The sequence below is a fragment of the Sinomonas sp. R1AF57 genome, from assembly GCF_002224485.1.
In the GTDB taxonomy this organism is placed as follows: domain Bacteria; phylum Actinomycetota; class Actinomycetes; order Actinomycetales; family Micrococcaceae; genus Sinomonas; species Sinomonas flava.
The window spans coordinates 3,045,224-3,064,142 of the sequence record NZ_CP022463.1; the positions used below are offsets into that span (position 1 = coordinate 3,045,224).

Sequence of the window (18,919 nt, forward strand, 5' to 3'; positions counted from 1 at the left end):
CTCCCAGCCTGCTCGGCTCTGGGCCGACTCGGCGTCAGCCCAGCTCGGACAGGACCTTCGCGACGATCCGGTCCACGCTCAGCCCGTACTTGGTGTGCAGGGTGGGCAGGGCGCCGGCGTCGAGGAACTCGTCCGGCAGGCCCACGGGCACCACGCGCCGCGTCTGCCCGTTCCTGACCAGTGCGGACGCGACCGTCTCGAACAGCCCGCCGACCACCGTGTGGTTCTCGAGCGTGACCGCGAGCCGGTCCCCGGCCAGCTCGGCGAGGACGGTCGCCTCGTCGAACGGCTTGATGGTGGGGGTGTGCACGACGGCGACGTCCACCTTGTGCTTCTCCAGCGCCTGGGCGGCCTGCAGCGCGCGCATGGTCATGAGCCCCGAGGAGACGAACACGACGTCTCGCCCGCCGCGCAGGACCTTGGCCTTGCCGAGCTCGAACTCGTAGTCGTACTCGTCCAGCACGGTCGGGACCTTCCCGCGCAGGAGGCGCAGGTAGGTCGGGCCCTCGGAGGCGGCAAGCTGCGGGACGGCCTGCGCGATGTCGACCGAGTCGCACGGGTCGACGATAGTCAGGTTCGGCATGCCGCGGAAGATCGCCATGTCCTCGGTCGCCTGGTGCGAGGGCCCATACCCCGTGGTCAGGCCCGGGAGGCCGCCCACGACGTTGACGTTCAGGTTGGGCTCGGCGATGTCGAGGCAGATGAAGTCGTATGCGCGGCGGGCGGCGAACACCGAGTAGGTCGAGGCGAACGGGACCAGCCCGGCCTCGGCCATGCCCGCGGCCGCGCCGAAGAGCAGCTGCTCGGCCATGCCCATCTGGAAGAACCGCTCCGGATGGGCCTGGGCGAAGATGTGCATGTCGGTGTACTTGCCCAGGTCTGCGGTCAGGCCCACGATCCGCTCGTCCGCCTCGGCCGCGGCCGCGAGAGCGTGGCCGAACGGGGCCGAGTCGGTCTTCTGCCCCGGGTCCGCAAACGAGGCGATCATCGCCGAGGTCTTCAGCTTGGGTGCCGCGCCCGTCGCGACTGCTGCCGTGTTCATGCCTTCTCCTCCTGCCGGGCCGCCCAGCCCGCCTCGAGCTGCTCGTTGCAGACCGCCCACTCGTGCTCCTCGATCCGCATGAAGTGCGCCTTCTCGCGGGTCTCCAGCAGTGGCACGCCCCGGCCCACCTTGGTGTCGCAGAGCACGACGGCGGGTGCCCCCGCGCCGTCGGCCGTCACCGCGGAAGCCGACCCGGCGGCGTCGAACGCCTCCAGGAGGGCGCCAACGTCGTTCCCGTCGACCCGGAACACGCGCCAGCCGCACGCGGCCCACTTGTCGGCGACAGGCTCGGTGCGCAGCACGCCCTCGGTGGCGCCGTCCGCCTGGAGCGCATTGATGTCCACGACGGCGGTCAGCCGGCCGAGGCGGTGGTGCGCGGCGCCCATTGCGGCCTCCCAAGTGGAGCCCTCGTCGAGCTCGCCGTCGGAGAGGAAGTTGATGACGCGGGCCGGGTTGTCGCGGTGGCGCAGGCCCAGGGCCAGGCCGACCGCGATGGTGAGCCCGTGCCCGAGGGACCCGCCCGAGATCTCCATGCCCGGGGTGTACGTGGACATGCCGGACATCGGCAGCCGGGAGCCGTCCGACCCGTAGGTCTCGAGCTCCTCGACCGGGATGATCCCGGCTTCGGCGAGCGCCGCGTACAGGCCGATCGCGTAGTGCCCCGTCGAGAGGAGGAACCGGTCGCGGCCGTCCCACTCGGGGTCCTCGGGGCGGAAGCGCAGCTGGTCCGCGTAGACGGTGGCGAGGATGTCCGCGGCGCCGAGGGCCTGGCCCACGTAGCCCTGGCCCTGGACCTCGCCCATGAAGAGGGCATGCCTGCGGATCCGGTGGGCGGCGGCCTCGACGGCGGCCCGGCGCTCGGCCGGGGTGACCGCGGCGCGCTGTTCGAGTGTCGGTGAAGTCATCGGTGTCAGGTCCTTCGGGTCCTTCAGTGGGTGTGGGCGGGCTCGGGGGTCTCGGCCTCGACCCGCTCGGCGAACTCGCGCTCGCGGCGGCTCCAGGTCTCGCGGGTCGAGACCGCGGCCCAGAGGCCGATCGCGCCGTAGAGGCTGAAGAGCAGGGCCGGGCCGACCCAGCCGAACGCCACGAACAGGAGCGTGGTGATGAACGGGGTGAAGCCGGAGACCATAGCGGAGATCTGGTAGGCCAGCGAGGCGCCGGAGGAGCGGGTCTTCGCCTGGAAGAGCTCCGGGAACCAGGCGCCCTGGGCGCCGGCGAGGGAGTTCTGGCAGACGGCGTACGCGATCACGATCGTGGCGACGATGAACAGGAACATCCCCGTGTTGACCAGCAGGAACATCGGCACGCCGAACACGACGGCGAACGCGGTGGACCAGACGTAGACGGGCTTGCGCCCGACCTTGTCCGTGAGGGAGCCCCACGCCCACGTGGCGAAGATGCCGATCGCGGCGGCGATGCAGAGCGCGATGAGGGTCTGGTTCTTGTCCGCGAGCTTGGAGGAGTTGAGGTACGAGATCATGTACGTGACCGACACGGCGTAGCCAGCGGTCTCGGCGATGCGCAGGCCGATGCCCCGCAGGATGTTGCGCCAGTCCTCCCTGACCACCTGCACGATGGGCGCCTTGGCGATCTCGCCACGCTCCTTGACGTCCTCGAACACGGGCGACTCGGGCACCTTGGACCGGATGATGAGGCCCACGATCACGAGCGCGAGGCTCGCGAGGAACGGGATGCGCCAGGCCCACTCGTCCCCGAGGTGGACGCTGAAGAGGAAGACGAGGTTGGCCAGGAGCAGGCCCACGGGGAAGCCGGCCTGGACGATGCCGGTGAGGGCGCCCTTGCGCCGCCATGGGGCGTGCTCGTAGCTCATGAGGATCGCGCCGCCCCACTCCGCACCGAACGCGAGGCCTTGGATGATGCGCACGATCACGAGGAGCGTCGGGGCGAGGACGCCCACCATGGCGTAGGTCGGGAGGAGGCCGATCGCGAAGGTCGCGAGGCCCATGATGATGAGCGAGGCGACGAGGACCGGCTTGCGGCCGAGCTTGTCGCCGAGGTGGCCGCCGACGATGCCGCCGAGCGGGCGGGCCGCGAACCCGACCCCGAGCGTCGCGAACGAGGCGAGGGTGCCCGTCACCGGGTCCGCGCCGGGGAAGAAGGCGGTGTTGAAGTAGAGTGCGGCCGCGGTGCCGAACCCGATGAAGTCGTAGGTCTCGATGACGGCCCCCACGCCAGAACCCACGGCCACGCGCTTGGCGTCCTTGGTGCCGTGGACCGGGCCGCGCATGGCCAGAGCCTCGTTGCTCATTGCGTTCCTTCCGAGTCGAAGAGATCTGCCGCTGCCTCTGTTGACAGTCAACATGATATGCCAGTGTGCGCTGCATCACCCCATACTGTCAACAGTCGACTTGACTAGTTGACTGTTGACAGTCGTCCGCCGTACCGTGGTTGGCGTCACACCTCTTCCGCCTACCTCCCCGGAGGGACCAACGATGTTCCACGACCGACTCGGCTGCTCCTCGATCAGCTTCCGGCACCTGCCGCTGGCCGAGGCCCTGGCCACGATGGCGGAGCTTGGCTTCGAGGAGATCGACCTGGGCGCCCTCCCGGGCGTGTGCGACCACGTCCCCTTCGAGCTCACCGCGCACGACGCCGGCCGGGTCGCCGAGGCGGTCTCGGCAGCCGGGCTGCGGGTCCGGTCGGTCAACGGGGACATCGGCGACCTCAACGTCCCGCTGGACGCCGCCGCCGAGGCAGCGCGGACCGAGCACCTCGACCGGCTCCTGGGCCTCACCGTGGCCGTCGGCGCCAAGGCGCTGGTGCTCCCGTGCGGCGCGCTCTCCCCCGAGCCGGCACGTTCCCTGGACGAGGACCTCGACCTCGTCGCGGCCCAGCTCGCCGCAGCCGGCGAGCGCGCGGCGGAGTACGGCGTCGAGCTCTGGACCGAGTCCCTGCACTTCTACCGCCTGTGCGGGACCCTCGACCGCGCGCTGGCCCTCGCCGACCGGCTCGAGGGCACCCGGGTGCGCCACGTCGTCGACCTCTCCCACGTGGTCGCCTCCGGGAGCCAGCCGCGGGAGGCGGTCTCCGCGTTCGCCGCCCGGGGCGCGGGCAGCATCGCCCACGTCCACCTGCGCGACGCCGTCCCCGGGAACATCAACCTCAGCATCGGCAACGGCTCCGTGGACTTCGCGGACGCCCTCGCGGCGCTGCGGGAGACGGGCTTCGACGGGCATTTCTCGCTCGAGCTCGAGGCCCACGACCTCACCCACGCGGAGCGCCCGGCGGCCGCTGCCAAGGCCGCGAGCTTCATCACCGACCTCATCTGACCCCCAGAACCTGACCCTCAGAAACTCGCAAAGGAACCACCATGAGCACCATCCAGCGCACTGCAGTCCTCACCGGCGCCACGTCCGAGAGGGGGATCGGCCTCACCACTGCGCGCCGCTACGCCCGCGAGGGCTGGGCCGTCGTCATCCTGGACCTCGACGGCGAGAAGTCCGCGAAGACCGCTCAGGACATCGCCAACGAGTTCAACGTCCCGGCGTTCGGGCACCAGGTCGATGTCGCCGACGAGGCCTCGGTCGCCGCGGCCGCCGACACCGTCGCCGCCGAGGTCGCCGCCGGCCGCCTGCCCGTGGTCGGCGCGCTCGCCAACATCGCCGGCATCACCTCCCCCGTGCCGTTCCTCGAGACGGACCTCGCCCTGTGGAACAAGGTCATGGCCGTGAATGCCACCGGCACCTACCTCGTGACCAAGGCCTTCCTCCCGGCCATGATCGAGGCCGGCTGGGGCCGCATCGTCAACATGTCCTCCGTGTCCGCCCAGCGCGGCGGCGGCGTGTTCGGCAAGGTCCCCTACTCCGCCGCGAAGGCCGCCATCCTCGGCTTCACCAAGGCGCTCGCCCGCGAGATCGCCCCGACCGGCGTCACCGTCAACGCCATCACGCCCGGCGCCGTGGACACCAACATCCGCGTCGGCAGCACGGACGAGCAGGAGGCCGCCATCAACGCGGGCATCCCGATCGGCCGCAACGCCACCACCGAAGAGGTCGCGGCCCTGTTCACCTTCCTGTCCTCCGAGGACGCCGCGTACCTCACCGGCACGACGATGGACATCAACGGCGGCAGCCACATCCACTGACCACGGCAGCCGGGCGGCGCAACGGCGGTTGAGCGGAGCGAAGCGGAGTCGAAACCTGCTCCAGCCGGGCGGCGCAACGGCGGTTGAGCGGAGCGAAGCGGAGTCGAAACCTGCTCCTCCCGGTCGACGCAGCGGCGGTTGAGCGGAGCGAAGCGGAGTCGAAACCTGCTCCTCCCGGTCGGCACAGCGGCGGTTGAGCGGAGCGAAGCGGAATCGAAACCTGCTCCTCCCCGTCGCCACAACGGCGGTTGAGCGTAGCGAAGCGGAGTCGAAACCTGCTGTCGGCACCCCGGCTTCGACTCCGCTCAACCAGCGCCATGTCCCCTCACCACCGTTCCAAGGAGTCATCCCATGACGCGCATCTCCAACGACCCCGCAGACTTCGCCGACGAGGCCCTCGCGGGCTTCTGCGACCTCCACGCGGGCCTGGTCCGCCGGGTGCCCGGCGGCGCCGTCCGCCGGCGCCGCCCCGCCCAGCCCAAGGTGGCCGTCCTTGTGGGCGGCGGCTCGGGGCACTACCCCGCCTTCGCCGGTCTCATCGGCGCGGGGTTCGCCGACGGCGCCGTGGTGGGGAACATCTTCACCTCGCCCTCCACGCAGCAGGCCGTGACCTTGGCCCGCGCGGCCGAGTCCGGTGCCGGCGTCGTCTTCACCTACGGCAACTACGCGGGCGACGTGATGAACTTCGGCCTCGCCTCCGAGCGCCTCGCGGCCGAGGGCATCCGGGCCGAGAACGTCCTCGTGACGGACGACATCGCTTCCGCCCCCGCCTCCGAGGCCGAGCGGCGCCGCGGCATCGCCGGCGACTTCGTGGTCTTCAAGGCCATGGGCGCCGCCGCGGAGGCCGGGCTGGACCTCGACGAGGTCGTGCGGCTCGGCCGCAAGGCCAACGACCGCACGCGCACCCTCGGCACCGCCTTCTCCGGCTGCACCTTCCCCGGGGCCGACGCTCCCCTGTTCGCCCTCCCCGAGGGCCACATGGGACTCGGCCTCGGCATCCACGGCGAGCCGGGCCTGCGGGACGTCCCGCTGCCGTCTGCCGCGGAGCTCGGAGCTGCCCTCGTCGAGGGCGTCCTCGCGGAGGCGCCCGCAGATGCCAGGGACGAGAGCGCCGACGGCCTGGCGCGGATCGCCGTGATCCTCAACGGGCTCGGCTCCACCAAGCACGAGGAGCTGTTCGTCCTCTGGGCCACCGTCGCGCCGCTGCTGCGCGCGGCGGGCTACGAGATCGTCGCGCCCGAGGTCGGCGAGCTCGTCACGAGCCTGGACATGGCCGGCGTCTCGCTCACGGTCACGTGGCTCGACGAGGAGCTCGAGCAGCTCTGGCTCGCCCCCGCCGAGACGCCCGCGTTCCGCCGCGGGTCGCTGACCCCCGCCGAGTCCGCCGAGGGCCCGGACGACGACGGCGGGCCGGCCGCCGCTGCCGAGGCGCCGCCGTCGTCCGAGGCCTCGCGCGGGTACGCCGCGGCGTGCGTCGAGGCGCTCGGCGCGGCCTCCGCCCGGCTCGGGGAGCTCGAGGCGCACCTCGGCGCGATGGACGCCGTGGCGGGCGACGGCGACCACGGCCGCGGCATGGTCCGCGGCGCAGGGGCAGCGGTCGCCGCGGCGCGCGAGGCGCTCGACGCCGGCCGCGCGGCCGGCTCCGTGCTGGCCGCCGCCGGCGACGCCTGGGCCGACCGCGCCGGCGGGACCTCGGGGGTCCTGTGGGGCGCGGGACTGCGGGCCTGGGGCGAGGCGATCGGGGACCTCGAGGTGCCGGACGCCGCCGGGGTCGCCGCCGGCATCACGGCGTTCGCCGCCCGGATCGCGGCCCTGGGCGGGGCGCAGCCGGGCGACAAGACGCTCGTCGACGCGCTGGTGCCGTTCGAGGCCGAGCTGCGCGGCGGCGTCGTGCGCGGCCTGAGCCTGGGCGAGGCGTGGGAGCAGGCGTGCCGGGCAGCCGAGGAGGCCGCCGCGGCGACCGCCGGGCTCACCCCGCGCAAGGGCCGGGCGCGGCCGCTCGCGGAGAAGAGCGTCGGCACCCCGGACCCCGGCGCGACCTCGCTCGCGGCGGTGTTCATGGCCCTCGGGCCAGCCATTGTTTCTGGAACACATCAGGAGGTGTCCGCATGAGCGGGCTGAGGATTGTCATCGGTTGCGACGAGGCCGGGGTGGACTACAAGGAGACCCTGCGGAAGGACCTCGAGGCGGATCCGCGGGTGGCCGAGGTCATCGACATCGGCGTGCACCGTGAGGCCGAGGACTTCGCTCGGCCCTACCCCTACGTGGGCGTGGCGGCCGGGGAGATGATCAGCGAGGGCAAGGCAGACAGGGCGCTGCTGTTCTGCGGCACCGGGATCGGGGTGGCCATCGCGGCCAACAAGGTCCCCGGGATCCGCGCCACGGCGGCGCACGACTCCTTCTCGGTGGAACGGTCGATCCTGTCGAACAACTGCCAGGTCCTCACGATGGGCCAGCGCGTGGTGGGGCTTGAGCTCGCACGGCGGCTGGCCAGGGAGTGGATCGGGTACACGTTCGACCCGGCCTCGGCCTCGGCGGCAAAGGTCCAGGTGCTCAGCGACTACGAAGGCTGCTGAGCGGAGGGCTGCTGAGCGCCTCTCCCCCGCGTCTGAAGGTCACCTCCTGAAGGTCACCTTCTGGGAGTCACGTTCTGGGAGTCACGTCACGCGACCCCCAGAACGTGACCCCCAGATGGGTGCGGTCGTCATGCGGGCGTGAGGAACGCGAACGCGGGTAAGTGACTCCTGTCCCCGCCCCGCGGCCAAGGAGAGCACGATGAACCTGTTGGACGACGCCGTCAGCCGGCTCGAGCGCTGGAAGGCCCTCGACGCCGTCGCGGAGCCCGTGCGGACGGCAGCCCATGCCCTCCTGAAGCCCCGCTTGGTCCGGAACGCCCTCAGCGGCATCCCGACCGGGCACCCCCTGCACCCCGTCCTCACCGACTTCCCGATCGGCGCCTGGAGCATGGCAGGGGTCCTGGACCTGTTCGGCGAGCCGACGGAGAAGGCGGCCGACATCCTGGTCGCCACCGGGCTCGTCGCGGCGGTCCCGACGGCGGCGGCCGGCTTCAGCGACTGGTCGGACACCCAGGGCGGGGAGACCCGGCTCGGGATCGTGCACGCCGCGCTCAACGTCGCCGCGCTCGGCCTCTACGGCGCCTCCCTCGTGGCGCGGAAGGCGGGCGCCCGCACCGCCGGACGCGGGCTCGCGTTCGCGGGCCTCGGGGTGCTGCTCACGAGCGGGTACCTCGGCGGGCACCTCGCCTTCACGAAGGGCGTGAGGGTCTCCCGGACGGCGTGGCACGAGGGTCCCACCGACTGGCAGGACGTCGGCGCGGCCAGCGAGCTGTCCGTGGACAAGCCCACTCTGGTCCAGGCCGACGACATCCCGGTGCTCGTCGTGCACGACGCCGGCCGCTTCCTCGCGCTCGACAACGTGTGCACCCACGCCGGCGGCTCCCTCAACGAGGGAACCATCGAGAACGGGTGCGTGACGTGCCCGCTCCACGGGAGCACCTTCCGGCTGGCGGACGGCGGAGTCGTGCACGGCCCCGCGAGCACGCCGCAGCCCAGCTACGACACCCGCATCCGCGACGGGCGCGTCCAGATCCGCGCGCGGCGGTAGGGCCTCAGCCGGTCTTCCTGGTGCGCCGCTTCGGAGGCACCTTCTCCTCCTTGGGCGACCCCTCGGCGTCGTCCGCGGCCTTCGCCTTCGCCGACCGCGAGCCGGACGCCTTGGTGCCGGACGCCCTAGTGCCCGACGCAGGTGCGGCGGACGGGGCACCCGACGCCTTGCGCCGGCTCTCGACGCTGCGCCGCAGCGCCTCCATGAGGTCGAGGACCTCGGCGCCCTCGCCCTCCTCGGCGGGCGCGCCGAAGGTCTCCTCGGTGTCCACCGCGTCGCCCTTGGCGAGCTTCGCCTCGAGGAGCTGGCGCAGCTGCTCCTGGTACTCGTCGGTGAACTGCTCGGGCTCGAACTCGGAGGAGAGGCTCTCCACGAGCGAGGAGGACATCTTGAGCTCCTTGTCGGAGATCTTCACGTCCGTGTCCTCGAGGATGGGGAAGGCGGCCTCGCGCACCTCGTCCGGCCACAGCAGGGACTGGAGGACCATCACGTCCCCGCGCACCCTCAGGGCCCCGAGCCGCGTCTTCTGCCGGAGCGCGAACTTCACGACGGCGGTCAGCTCGGTCTGCTCGAGGGTGCGCCGCAGCAGCTGGTAGGGCTTGACGCCGACCTTCTCGGGCTCGAGGTAGTAGCTCTTCTCGAAGAACATGGGGTCGATCTGCTCGTCGGGGACGAACTCGACCACCTCGATCTCGCGGCTGCGCTCCACCGGGAGCGACTCGAGGTCCTCGTCCGTGAGGACCACCGTGCGGCCGCCCTCCTCGTACGCCTTGTCGATGTCCGCGTACTCGACCACCTCGCCGCACACCTCGCAGCGGCGCTGGTAGCGGATCCGGCCCCGGTCCTTGTCGTGGACCTGGTGGAGCTTGATGTCGTGGTCCTCGGTGGCGCTGTACACCTTCACGGGCACGCTGACCAGGCCGAAGCTGATGGCGCCCTTCCAGATTGACCGCATGTGCCTAAGTGAACCGCACATTGGAGGGCTTGGATAGGCGGACGCCCCGAGTGGCGCGGCTTTCGGCCCTAGTCGAGTGGACGCGGAGGGGCCACCGTGGAGTCATCCATGAAAGGAACCCCTATGAACGTCCTCGTTGCCTATGCCAGCAAGCACGGGGCGACCGCCGCGATCGCCGAGCGGATCGCCTCCACTCTCACCGCCGAAGGGCTTCCGGCGACCGCCAGACCCGTCGGCGAGGTCGACGACCTCACGCCCTACGACGCCGTCGTTCTGGGCAGCGCGGCCTACGCGTTCCACTGGATGCGCGAGGCGACGGCGTTCGCGAAGCACCACGAGGCCGAGCTCGCGCAGCGGCCCGTCTGGCTCTTCAGCAGCGGTCCCCTCGGAGACGACAAGGTCGACAAGGAGGGCCGCGACGTCCTCGAAACGAGCGAGCCCAAGGAGTTCGGGAAGTTCGCGGACCTCCTCCGAGTCAAGGGCGAACACGTGTTCTTCGGCGCGTGGGACCCCTCGACACCCCCGGTCGGGCTCATGGAGAAGGCCATGAGCCACCTGCCGGGGAATCCGCTCAGCGCGATGCCCAGCGGGGACTTCCGCGACTGGGATGACATCGAAGCGTGGGCCCGCGGGATTGCCGAGGAGCTCCGCGCTCACCGGCCCTGATCCCCGAGGGGGGCGGACGACGGCGGGTGCGCACCCGCCGTCGTGCGCCACCTCGCAGGTGGGGTCTTGCGACTCTTACCGCCAGACCGCCGCCACGCCTAGCGTGGGGCATCGGCAGCGTCCAGTTGAAAGGAACGGTTCGATGACCGTCCACCAGCCTTCGTACCCAGCCAGCGGTGGCGCAGTGCCTCCGCTCGAGCTTCCCTACTACGGAGCCCCGCCCGTCGAGGCGGTCAAACGCGTCTTCCAGAAGTACGCCGTCTTCTCCGGACGCGCGAGCCGCAGCGAGTACTGGTGGTGGTTCCTCGCCTCAGCGCTGGCATCCGCGGTCCTGAACTCCATCGGTCCGACCGTGGTCAACGGGCAGCCGACCGGTACGAGCGGGCTCGGCGGCCTCTGGTTCCTCGCCACGGTGGTCCCCGGGCTGGCGGTGGCGGCGCGGCGGCTCCATGACGTCAACCTCAGCGGGTGGCTCCTGCTGCTCGCGGTGATTCCTGTGCTCGGTTGGATCGCGCTCATCGTGATGCTCGCCCAGCCGGAGAACCCGAGAGGCCAACGCTTCGACAGGTACCCGGCGGCGTACGGCCAGATGCCATCGCCTCCCACCTACACACCGCCGCAGCCTCCGCAGCCGCCCTACCGGCGCGAGCCGGGCGGTCCGCCCTCCGAGTAGGGCTCCTGGTGCGCGGGCATCGGTTCGACCCTCCGCATGGCGGGTAGGTGCAGGGGGACATCTTCCCCGCCCGACGCACCCCATGGGAGGGTAACCGCATGGCCCCGCAGCGCGAGACCGTCGAGATCGAAGGCCGCCGGCTCAGCCTGTCCAACCTGGACAAGGTGCTCTACCCGGACGCCGGGACGACCAAGGGCGACGTCATCGAGTACTACCGGAGCGTCGCCGCCGTGATGATCCCAGCGGTACGGGACCGGCCCGCGACCCGCAAGCGCTGGGTGCACGGGGTCGGCACTGCGGAGGAGCCCGGAGAGGTGTTCTTCCAGAAGAACCTGGACGACCGCTCGACCCCGGAGTGGGTCCAGCGCGTCACGCTCCACCACCGCCGCTCGACCAACACGTACCCGCTGGTCAACGACCTGCCCACCCTAGTCTGGCTCGCCCAGATCGCCGCCCTCGAGATCCACGTGCCGCAGTGGCGCGCGGTCGAAGAGGACACGATGATCAATCCGGACCGGCTCGTGATCGACCTCGACCCCGGCCCCGGCGCGGGCCTTCCCGAGTGCGTCGAGGTGGCCCACCTCGTCAAGCCCATCTTCGACGACATGGGGCTCACGTCCGTGCCCGTCACGAGCGGCTCCAAGGGCATCCACCTGTACGCGAAGCTGGACGGCAGCCAAGCATGGGAGCAGGTCGCAGCGGTCGCGCGCGAGCTCGCGAAGTCCCTCGAAGCGGACCACCCGGACCTGATCGTCGCCGACCAGAAGAAGACCCTGCGCACCGGCCGCGTCCTCGTGGACTGGAGCCAGAACAGCGGCCAGAAGACCACGATCGCCCCCTACTCCCTGCGCGGGCGCGCCCAGCCCATGGTCGCCGCGCCCAGGACGTGGGAGGAGATCGGCTCCCCGGATCTGGCACACGTGCGCTACGACGAGATGGCCGCCCGGCTGGAGACGTTCGGAGACCTGTTCGCCCCGCTGCACCCCCCGACGCTGTCGGAGCACGACGGCGCACGCTCGTCCCTGCCACGGGCCCGCGCCTCCGCGGGGGCCGCCTCGCGCTCGGGTGCGCGCGCGTCAGGCGGGGACGACGACGGCGGCGGCCGCGCGGCGTCGTCCGCCGACCCGCTGACCGAGTACCGCGCCAAGCGCGATGCCGCCAAGACCCCGGAGCCCGTCCCCCTCGAGGCGCCCACGCCGGGGCGGGGGGACACGTTCGTGATCCACGAGCACCATGCGCGGCGCCTCCACTGGGACCTACGGCTCGAGCACGAGGGCGTGCTGGCCTCGTTCGCGATCCCTAAGGGCATCCCCACGGATACCCGCGCGAACCACCTCGCCGTGCACACCGAGGACCACCCGATCGAGTACCTCACGTTCACCGGCACCATCCCGAAGGGCGAGTACGGCGCCGGCGAGATGTCCGTGTGGGACACCGGGACGTACGAGGTCGAGAAGTGGATCGACGGCAAGGAGATCATCGTCCTGCTGCACGGGCGCGAGGGCGGCGGCCTCCGCGGGGTGGCCGCCGGGCTGGGGCGGCCCGGCGAGGGGGTCCGGCTCGCGCTCATCCACCCTGATGGCGGCTACGGCGGCGGCGACTCGGGCGGGAAGGAGAACTGGCTCGCCCACCTCATGAAGGACCAGGAAAAGGGCCACTGGCGCCACGACGCCAAGGGCGCGAAGGAAGCGAAGGCCGCCGACGTCACCCCCGGTGACGCCGAAGTCACCCCCTCTGCCGCCGAAGTCACCCCTAGTAACGCCGAGGTCACCCCTGCCGCGCGGACCGGCCCGGCGCCGTCGCCCATGCTCGCCCAGCAGGGCACCCTCGGGATGGTGCGCGGCGACGACTGGGCGCTCGAGATGAAGTGGGACGGCATCCGCGCGATCGTCGACGCCCGCGCCGAGCCGCTGCGGCTCATGAGCCGGAAGGGGATCGACCAGATGACCACCTACCCGGAGCTGTCCGGCCTCGCCGAGCTCGGGCCGGCCGTGCTCGACGGCGAGATCATCGCCCAGGACTCACGCGGCCGCCCGGACTTCGGGCGCCTCCAGCAGCGCATGAACCTGACCCGGCCCGCCGACGTCGAACGCGCACGCCGCGACGTCCCGGTGCGGATCGTGCTGTTCGACCTCCTCGAGTACGAGGGCCGCGACCTCACCCGGCTTCCGTTCCGCGAGCGCCGCGCCGCGCTCGAGCTCCTGGCCGACGGCGGCCTGCCGGAGAACGTCCAGCTCTCCCCCCTGTTCGACGGCGACGCCGAGCACGTCCTCGCCGCCTCCGCGGAGCACAGCCTCGAGGGGATCCTCGCGAAGCGGCTCGGCTCGCGCTACGAGCCCGGCCGGCGGTCCGGGGCCTGGCTGAAGGTCAAGAACGAGCGCACCCAGGAGGTCGTGGTGGGCGGCTGGCGGGAGGGCAACGGGAGCCGCGCCGCGACGCTCGGGTCCCTGTTCGTGGGCATCCCGGACGACGCCGGGCGGCTGGTCTACGCCGGAAGGGTCGGCTCGGGCTTCACGGACGCGATGCTCGACGAGATCTCCTCGAAGCTGCGCCCGCTGGAGCGGAAGACCTCTCCCCTCGAGGAGATGCCGGCGGCGGACGCGAGGGAGGCGCACTGGGTCACCCCGAAGTACGTCGGCGAGGTGTCCTACTCGGAGATGACCTCCGGCGGACGGCTCCGCCACCCGGTCTGGCGCGGCTGGCGGCCGGACAAGGCCCCCGAGGATGTGGTGCTCGAGCGCTGACGCGCTCGCCTGACCGAAAGATTGTTGAACAATCCCGGCTCATGGTGCATGCTGGATGCAGCACACCGATGAGACGGAGATCACCATGGCCACCATCGACCTCAACAGCGACGTCGGGGAATCGTTCGGGAACTGGACGTTCGGAGACGACGCGGCGATCTTCGCGAGCGTCTCGAGCGCGAACGTCGCCTGCGGCTTCCATGCGGGCGACCCGCTCCAGATCCGCGCCACCTGCGAGGCCGCGGCAGCCGCCGGCGTAACGGTCGGCGCCCACCCCGGCTACCGGGACCTCGCCGGATTCGGCCGCCGCTTCATGGACGTCCCGGCGAGCGAGCTCACCGACGAGGTCATCTACCAGATCGGCGCCCTCCAGGGCCTCGCCCGCGCGGCGGGCACCGAGGTCAAGTACGTCAAGCCGCACGGCGCGCTCTACAACGCCATCGTCCACCACGAGGCGCAGGCCAGGGCCGTGGCGAAGGCCGTCGCCGAAGTCGCCCCCTCCCTCCCGCTCCTCGTCCTGCCCGACTCGGAGATCCGCCGCGCCGCCGAGTCCGCCGGGCTGCGCACGGTCACCGAGGCCTTCGCCGACCGGGCCTACACCCCCGAGGGCAGGCTCGTCTCGCGGCGCGAGCCGGGCTCCGTGCTCCACGACATCGACGAGATCGTTGAACACGTCCTCCGCCTCCTCGACGGCAAGGTCCGCGCGGTCGACGGAAGCCACGTCGCCGTCGCCGCCGACAGCATCTGCGTGCACGGCGACACCCCCGGCGCCGTCGCCATGGCCGCCAGGATCCGCGCAGCCCTCACGGACGCGGGCGTCGAGATCAAGAGCTTCGCGTGATGGCCCAGACCCTCGTGAACCCGGTCGTCGGAGTGCGCCCCGCGGGGGACCGGGCCCTGCTCGTCGAGCTGCGCTCGCTCGGCAGCGTCCTGGCCCTGGCGTCCCAGCTCACCGCCGCCCGGAGGGACGGCCGGCTCGACGTCGTCGACGTCGTGGCCGCCGCGACGACAGTCCTCGTGGTCGCGGAGTCCGCCGCCGGCGTCGCCCGCGCCGCCGACTACGTCCGCGGGCTCCACCTCGAGGACGCCGAACGGGAGCGCGGCCGGCTCGTGCGGATCGAGACCGTGTACGACGGCGCCGACCTCGCCGAGGCCGCCCGGCTCACCGGCGCAAGCCCCGAGGCCCTCGTCGCCGGGCACTCGGGCCAGGAGTGGGACGCCGCGTTCGGCGGCTTCGCGCCCGGGTTCACCTATCTGACGCACGACGGCGCCCCCTCCGTCCCGCGGCGGACGTCGCCCAGGACGGTGGTTCCGGCCGGGTCGGTGGCACTGGCCGGAACATACACCGCGGTCTACCCGCGGGAGTCGCCCGGAGGCTGGCAGCTGATCGGGCACACGGACGCGGTCATGTGGGACCTCTCCCGGGAGGATCCCGCCCTCGTCCAGCCCGGCGACCGGGTCCGATTCGTCCCCGTCCGGGCGAGCGCAACGCTCACCCACGCCGCCTCCAGCCCCGCGGATTGTCGGCCTGCCGCGGGTGCAGGCGCCGCGCACCCGCGCGCAGCCGACAATTCCGGGGAGGACGGGCGCTCGGCCGCGCAGCCTGCCGACGCCTCGGGGAGGCGGGCCGCGTCAGGAGGGCTCGTCGTCGTGCGCGCCGGGCTCCAGACGACGGTGCAGGACCTCGGGCGGCCAGGGCGCGCGGCGCTGGGGGTGAGCGTCTCGGGAGCGCTCGACCGCGGGGCACTGCGGCGCGCGAACCGGATGGTGGGCAACGAGCCCGGGGCCGCGGGCCTCGAGGTCCTGCTCGGCGGCCTCGAGCTCCGCGCCGAAGCGGACCAGGTCCTCGCCGTCACCGGCGCCGACGTCCCGCTGCGCATCACGCCACGGGCGGACAGCGCGCAGGGACATGACCCCTCAACGCACGGACATGACCCCTCAACAGCGCAGGAGGCGCCGCGGGAGGCGCCGCGGGACGCGCCGTTCGCGCTGCTGGCCGGCGAGACCCTGGCCCTCGGCACCGCCGGCGCAGGGCTGCGGGCGTACGTCGCGGTGCGCGGCGGCCTCGACGTCCCGCCCGCGCTCGGCAGCCGCTCGGCCGACTCGCTCTCCGGGATCGGACCGGCCCCTCTGGCCGACGGCCAGACGCTCGCGGTGCTGCCGGTGCGCGGCGCCCATGTCGTGGGGCATCCCGAGGTCCCGCCGCAGCTCCCGGGAGCCGTCACCGAGCTGCACGTCCTGCCCGGCCCGCGCGACGACTGGTTCACCGACGCGTCCAAGGCGGCGCTGTTCGCCCAGGAGTGGACCGTGACCCCGCAGTCCAGCCGGGTCGGCCTGCGGCTGGACGGTGCACCCCTGGAGCGGTCCCGCGAGGGCGAGCTCACTAGCGAGGGGACGGCCCGCGGCTCCCTCCAGGTCCCCGCGAGCGGCCTGCCCGTCCTGTTCCTCGCCGACGCCCCGGTGACCGGCGGCTACCCGGTGATCGGCGTCGTCGTCGATGCCGACCTCGACCTCGCGGCCCAGCTGCCACCGGGCGCCGCGGTGCGCTTCGTGCCCCAGCCCGGCGCCGCCCCCACGACCCCCGAAGGAAATGCCGATGCATAAGGTCCTCATCGCCAACCGCGGCGAGATCGCCGTCCGCATTGCCCGCGCGTGCGACGACGCCGGGCTGGCCAGCGTGGCCGTCTACGCCGACCAGGACGCCGACGCCGTCCACGTCGCCGCCTGCACCGAGGCCTACGCCCTCGGCGGGACCTCCCCCGCCCAGACCTACCTCGACGCGGGCAAGATCCTCGACGTCGCGGAGCGGGCCGGGGCCGATGCCGTCCACCCCGGCTACGGGTTCCTCTCCGAGAACGCGGACTTCGCCCAGGCTGTCCTCGACGCGGGCCTGATCTGGATCGGCCCCTCCCCGGAGACGATCCGGCTCCTGGGGGACAAGGTGAGCGCGCGCGAGGTCGCTGTGCGCGCCGGCGCGCCACTGGCCCCCGGCAGCGACGGTCCCGTCGCGAGCGCGGAGGAAGTGCGCGCCTTTGCCGCCGAGCACGGGCTGCCCGTGGCCATCAAGGCAGCGTTCGGAGGCGGCGGCCGCGGCCTCAAGGTGGCCCGGACGGCGGAGGAGATCGAGGAGTCCTTCCACTCCGCGGTCCGGGAGTCCCGCGCCGCGTTCGGGCGCGAGGAGTGCTTCGTCGAGAAGTTCCTGGACCGTCCGCGTCACGTCGAGGCCCAGGTCCTCGCCGACACCCACGGCAACGTCATCGTCGTCGGGACCCGAGACTGCTCGCTCCAGCGACGCCACCAGAAGCTCGTCGAGGAGGCGCCCGCGCCGTTCCTCACCCCCGAGCAGCGGTCCCGCATCCACGAGTCCGCGAAGGCGATCTGCCGCGAGGCCGGATACGTCGGCGCCGGCACGGTCGAGTACCTTCTCGACAGCCAGGGGACCATCAGCTTCCTCGAGGTGAACACGCGCCTGCAGGTCGAGCACCCCATCACCGAGGAGACCTCCGGAATCGACCTCGTGGCGGCGCAGCTCGCGATCGCAGCCGGCGGGACGCTGCCCGTCCTGACGGACCCCGAGCCCCGCGGCCACTCCATCGAGTTCCGCATCAACGCCGAGGACCCGGGGCGCGGCTTCCTGCCCGCGCCGGGTACCGTGGCGCGCTTCGCGGTGCCGACCGGCCCGGGGATCCGGGTGGACTCCGGCGTGCGCGACGGCTCCACCGTGCCCGGCCAGTTCGACTCGCTCCTGGCCAAGCTCGTGGTCACCGGCGCGGACCGCCGGCAGGCGCTCCGGCGCGCCCGCCGTGCCCTGGCCGAATTCGAGGTCTCCGGCCTCCCGACCGTCCTGCCCTTCCACCGGGCCGTCGTGGCGGACCCGGCGTTCGCCGCGGAGGACGGCGCGGACGGCTTCCGCGTGTACACCACGTGGATCGAGTCCGAGTTCGCGGACCCGCTCGCCGCGAGCCCCGAGTTCGCGCCCGCACCTATGGACGCGCCGCGGCAGACGTTCGCCATCGACCTCGACGGGCGCCGGGTCACCCTGGGCCTGCCCGCCGCGCTCCTCGCGGGGCTCGCCGCGGCAGGGGTGGGGTCGGCGGCGGGAGCGGCCGGCACGCCGTCGTCCGTCCCCGCGCACGACGGCGCGGCCCCCTCCCCCGACCACCTCACCGCCGCGATGGGCGGCACCGTGGTGAAGTGGCTCGTGGAGCCCGGAACGGGCGTCGAGGAGGGGACCGCCGTGGTGGTGATCGAGGCGATGAAGATGGAGACGACCGTCTCCGCCCACCGTTCCGGGACCCTCGGCGAGCACGCAGCCGCCCCCGGCGAGGCCGTCGCAGCGGGCAGCGTCCTCACGACGATCGGCTGACCGCTCCCCACTAGGCTGGGGCCATGACGTCCGAGGCAGTCCTCTCCTCCCTGCGCGCCGCCGCGAGGAACACGAAGCACGCCGAGACGAGCCAATGGGTCGCCGCCCAGCTGCGGCAGACCATCACCGAGGGGAAGCTCGCCCCCGGGGCGAAGCTGGCCGAGGAGGAGCTGCGCGAGGCCCTCGGCGTCTCGCGCAACACCCTGCGCGAGGCCTTCGCGACCCTCGCGACCGAGCGCGTCGTCACCCGCATCCCCAACCGCGGTGTCTTCGTCTCGCATCCCACGGCCGAGGACATCCGCGAGATCTACAGGGTTCGGCGGTTCATCGAGCCCAGCTGCCTGCTCTGGGCGCCGGCCCAGACAGCGGAGCCGCTCGACGCCGTCGTGCGCCGGGCCCGGGCGGCCGCCGAGGCTGGCGACGTCCCAGCCATGGCGACGGCGAACCAGGAGTTCCACCGCGCGATCGTGGCCCGGGCCGGCAGCGGGCGGCTCGACGCGCTCATGGAGCAGATCCTCGCCGAGATGCGGCTCGTGTTCGCCACGATGGGCTCCGACCCCCGCTTCCACGCGCCGTACGTCGAGGAGAACGCCACGATCACCCGGCTGCTCGAGGCCGGGCGCAACACCGCCGCGGCCGAGGCCATGGTCAGCTATCTGGACCGCGCCGAGCTGCAGCTGCTCGAGGCCGTCGAAGGACAGGCGCACGCCTCCTGACCCTTCCGCTTCTGCTCCTCGCGCGTTG

At 72.5% G+C, this 18,919-nt stretch carries 16 protein-coding genes; 12 read left to right on the forward strand and 4 right to left on the reverse strand.

Features of this window, described 5'->3' with window-relative positions; all coding sequences use genetic code 11:
* Positions 1–34: 34 nt before the first annotated feature.
* The 3 genes from CGQ25_RS14005 to CGQ25_RS14015 are packed head-to-tail and all read right to left on the reverse strand — an operon-like array spanning position 35 to position 3,311.
* Entirely contained in the window at positions 35–1,042 is a 1,008-nt protein-coding gene (locus CGQ25_RS14005) for a transketolase family protein (RefSeq protein ID WP_208710479.1), read from the reverse strand.
* Positions 1,039–1,947: a transketolase gene (locus CGQ25_RS14010; protein ID WP_208710480.1), complete on the reverse strand. Its 909-nt coding sequence runs from the start codon at positions 1,945–1,947 to the stop codon at positions 1,039–1,041. Before CGQ25_RS14010 ends, CGQ25_RS14005 begins: the two co-directional genes overlap by 4 nt.
* 23 nt (positions 1,948–1,970) lie before the next feature.
* The gene (locus tag CGQ25_RS14015; protein ID WP_208710481.1) at positions 1,971–3,311 is read right to left on the reverse strand and encodes an MFS transporter; all 1,341 of its coding nucleotides are present in this window, start codon (positions 3,309–3,311) and stop codon (positions 1,971–1,973) included.
* Between the two features lie 184 nt (positions 3,312–3,495).
* On the opposite strand from CGQ25_RS14015, the gene CGQ25_RS14020 reads away from it, so the two are divergent.
* The 5 genes from CGQ25_RS14020 (at position 3,496) to CGQ25_RS14040 (ending at position 8,771) form a co-directional block, all read left to right on the forward strand.
* Entirely contained in the window at positions 3,496–4,332 is an 837-nt protein-coding gene (locus CGQ25_RS14020; RefSeq protein WP_208710482.1) for a sugar phosphate isomerase/epimerase, read from the forward strand.
* 41 nt (positions 4,333–4,373) lie between these two features.
* On the forward strand, positions 4,374–5,147 hold the full coding sequence (locus tag CGQ25_RS14025) for an SDR family NAD(P)-dependent oxidoreductase (protein WP_208710483.1): 774 nt from the start codon (positions 4,374–4,376) through the stop codon (positions 5,145–5,147).
* A gap of 351 nt (positions 5,148–5,498) precedes the next feature.
* Positions 5,499–7,259, forward strand: a complete 1,761-nt coding sequence (locus tag CGQ25_RS14030) for a dihydroxyacetone kinase family protein (RefSeq protein WP_208710484.1) — start codon at positions 5,499–5,501, stop codon at positions 7,257–7,259.
* Complete coding sequence (locus CGQ25_RS14035; protein WP_208710485.1) at positions 7,256–7,723, forward strand: ribose-5-phosphate isomerase; 468 nt, start codon at positions 7,256–7,258, stop codon at positions 7,721–7,723. Before CGQ25_RS14030 ends, CGQ25_RS14035 begins: the two co-directional genes overlap by 4 nt.
* A gap of 199 nt (positions 7,724–7,922) precedes the next feature.
* A complete protein-coding gene (locus CGQ25_RS14040; protein ID WP_208710486.1) occupies positions 7,923–8,771 on the forward strand; it encodes a Rieske 2Fe-2S domain-containing protein in 849 nt (282 codons plus the stop codon).
* A 4-nt stretch (positions 8,772–8,775) separates the two neighbouring features.
* Here CGQ25_RS14040 and CGQ25_RS14045 read toward each other — a convergent pair whose 3' ends face one another.
* Positions 8,776–9,726 carry a Ku protein gene (locus CGQ25_RS14045; RefSeq protein ID WP_208710487.1) on the reverse strand — a complete coding sequence of 317 codons (951 nt, stop codon included), beginning with the start codon at positions 9,724–9,726 and terminating at the stop codon, positions 8,776–8,778.
* Between the two features lie 108 nt (positions 9,727–9,834).
* Here CGQ25_RS14045 and CGQ25_RS14050 point away from each other — a divergent pair, with 108 nt between their 5' ends.
* The 7 genes from CGQ25_RS14050 (at position 9,835) to CGQ25_RS14080 (ending at position 18,891) form a co-directional block, all read left to right on the forward strand.
* The gene (locus tag CGQ25_RS14050; RefSeq protein ID WP_255405336.1) at positions 9,835–10,392 is read left to right on the forward strand and encodes a flavodoxin domain-containing protein; all 558 of its coding nucleotides are present in this window, start codon (positions 9,835–9,837) and stop codon (positions 10,390–10,392) included.
* Between the two features lie 142 nt (positions 10,393–10,534).
* Positions 10,535–11,065, forward strand: a complete 531-nt coding sequence (locus CGQ25_RS14055; RefSeq protein WP_208710488.1) for a DUF805 domain-containing protein — start codon at positions 10,535–10,537, stop codon at positions 11,063–11,065.
* 98 nt (positions 11,066–11,163) lie between these two features.
* On the forward strand, positions 11,164–13,809 hold the full coding sequence (locus CGQ25_RS14060) for an ATP-dependent DNA ligase (protein WP_208710489.1): 2,646 nt from the start codon (positions 11,164–11,166) through the stop codon (positions 13,807–13,809).
* A gap of 85 nt (positions 13,810–13,894) precedes the next feature.
* A complete protein-coding gene (locus CGQ25_RS14065; RefSeq protein WP_208713094.1) occupies positions 13,895–14,650 on the forward strand; it encodes a LamB/YcsF family protein in 756 nt (251 codons plus the stop codon).
* Positions 14,650–16,413 (forward strand): carboxyltransferase domain-containing protein, encoded by a 1,764-nt coding sequence (locus tag CGQ25_RS14070; RefSeq protein ID WP_208710490.1) that lies wholly within the window; start codon positions 14,650–14,652, stop codon positions 16,411–16,413. The genes CGQ25_RS14065 and CGQ25_RS14070 overlap by 1 nt, the downstream gene beginning before the upstream one ends.
* A complete protein-coding gene (locus CGQ25_RS14075) occupies positions 16,406–18,175 on the forward strand; it encodes a biotin carboxylase N-terminal domain-containing protein (RefSeq protein ID WP_208710491.1) in 1,770 nt (589 codons plus the stop codon). The genes CGQ25_RS14070 and CGQ25_RS14075 overlap by 8 nt, the downstream gene beginning before the upstream one ends.
* A 23-nt stretch (positions 18,176–18,198) precedes the next feature.
* The gene (locus CGQ25_RS14080; RefSeq protein ID WP_208710492.1) at positions 18,199–18,891 is read left to right on the forward strand and encodes a GntR family transcriptional regulator; all 693 of its coding nucleotides are present in this window, start codon (positions 18,199–18,201) and stop codon (positions 18,889–18,891) included.
* Positions 18,892–18,919 lie beyond the last annotated feature (28 nt).

Coding starts and splice junctions, on each gene's coding strand:
- CGQ25_RS14015 (WP_208710481.1), bottom strand. CDS start 3,311: ATGAGCAACGAGGCTCTGGCCATGCGCGGCCCGGTCCACGGCACCAAG.
- CGQ25_RS14035 (WP_208710485.1), top strand. CDS start 7,256: ATGAGCGGGCTGAGGATTGTCATCGGTTGCGACGAGGCCGGGGTGGAC.
- CGQ25_RS14005 (WP_208710479.1), bottom strand. CDS start 1,042: ATGAACACGGCAGCAGTCGCGACGGGCGCGGCACCCAAGCTGAAGACC.
- CGQ25_RS14080 (WP_208710492.1), top strand. CDS start 18,199: ATGACGTCCGAGGCAGTCCTCTCCTCCCTGCGCGCCGCCGCGAGGAAC.
- CGQ25_RS14060 (WP_208710489.1), top strand. CDS start 11,164: ATGGCCCCGCAGCGCGAGACCGTCGAGATCGAAGGCCGCCGGCTCAGC.
- CGQ25_RS14045 (WP_208710487.1), bottom strand. CDS start 9,726: ATGCGGTCAATCTGGAAGGGCGCCATCAGCTTCGGCCTGGTCAGCGTG.
- CGQ25_RS14020 (WP_208710482.1), top strand. CDS start 3,496: ATGTTCCACGACCGACTCGGCTGCTCCTCGATCAGCTTCCGGCACCTG.
- CGQ25_RS14010 (WP_208710480.1), bottom strand. CDS start 1,947: ATGACTTCACCGACACTCGAACAGCGCGCCGCGGTCACCCCGGCCGAG.
- CGQ25_RS14050 (WP_255405336.1), top strand. CDS start 9,835: ATGAAAGGAACCCCTATGAACGTCCTCGTTGCCTATGCCAGCAAGCAC.
- CGQ25_RS14055 (WP_208710488.1), top strand. CDS start 10,535: ATGACCGTCCACCAGCCTTCGTACCCAGCCAGCGGTGGCGCAGTGCCT.
- CGQ25_RS14025 (WP_208710483.1), top strand. CDS start 4,374: ATGAGCACCATCCAGCGCACTGCAGTCCTCACCGGCGCCACGTCCGAG.
- CGQ25_RS14040 (WP_208710486.1), top strand. CDS start 7,923: ATGAACCTGTTGGACGACGCCGTCAGCCGGCTCGAGCGCTGGAAGGCC.
- CGQ25_RS14030 (WP_208710484.1), top strand. CDS start 5,499: ATGACGCGCATCTCCAACGACCCCGCAGACTTCGCCGACGAGGCCCTC.
- CGQ25_RS14070 (WP_208710490.1), top strand. CDS start 14,650: ATGGCCCAGACCCTCGTGAACCCGGTCGTCGGAGTGCGCCCCGCGGGG.
- CGQ25_RS14075 (WP_208710491.1), top strand. CDS start 16,406: ATGCATAAGGTCCTCATCGCCAACCGCGGCGAGATCGCCGTCCGCATT.
- CGQ25_RS14065 (WP_208713094.1), top strand. CDS start 13,895: ATGGCCACCATCGACCTCAACAGCGACGTCGGGGAATCGTTCGGGAAC.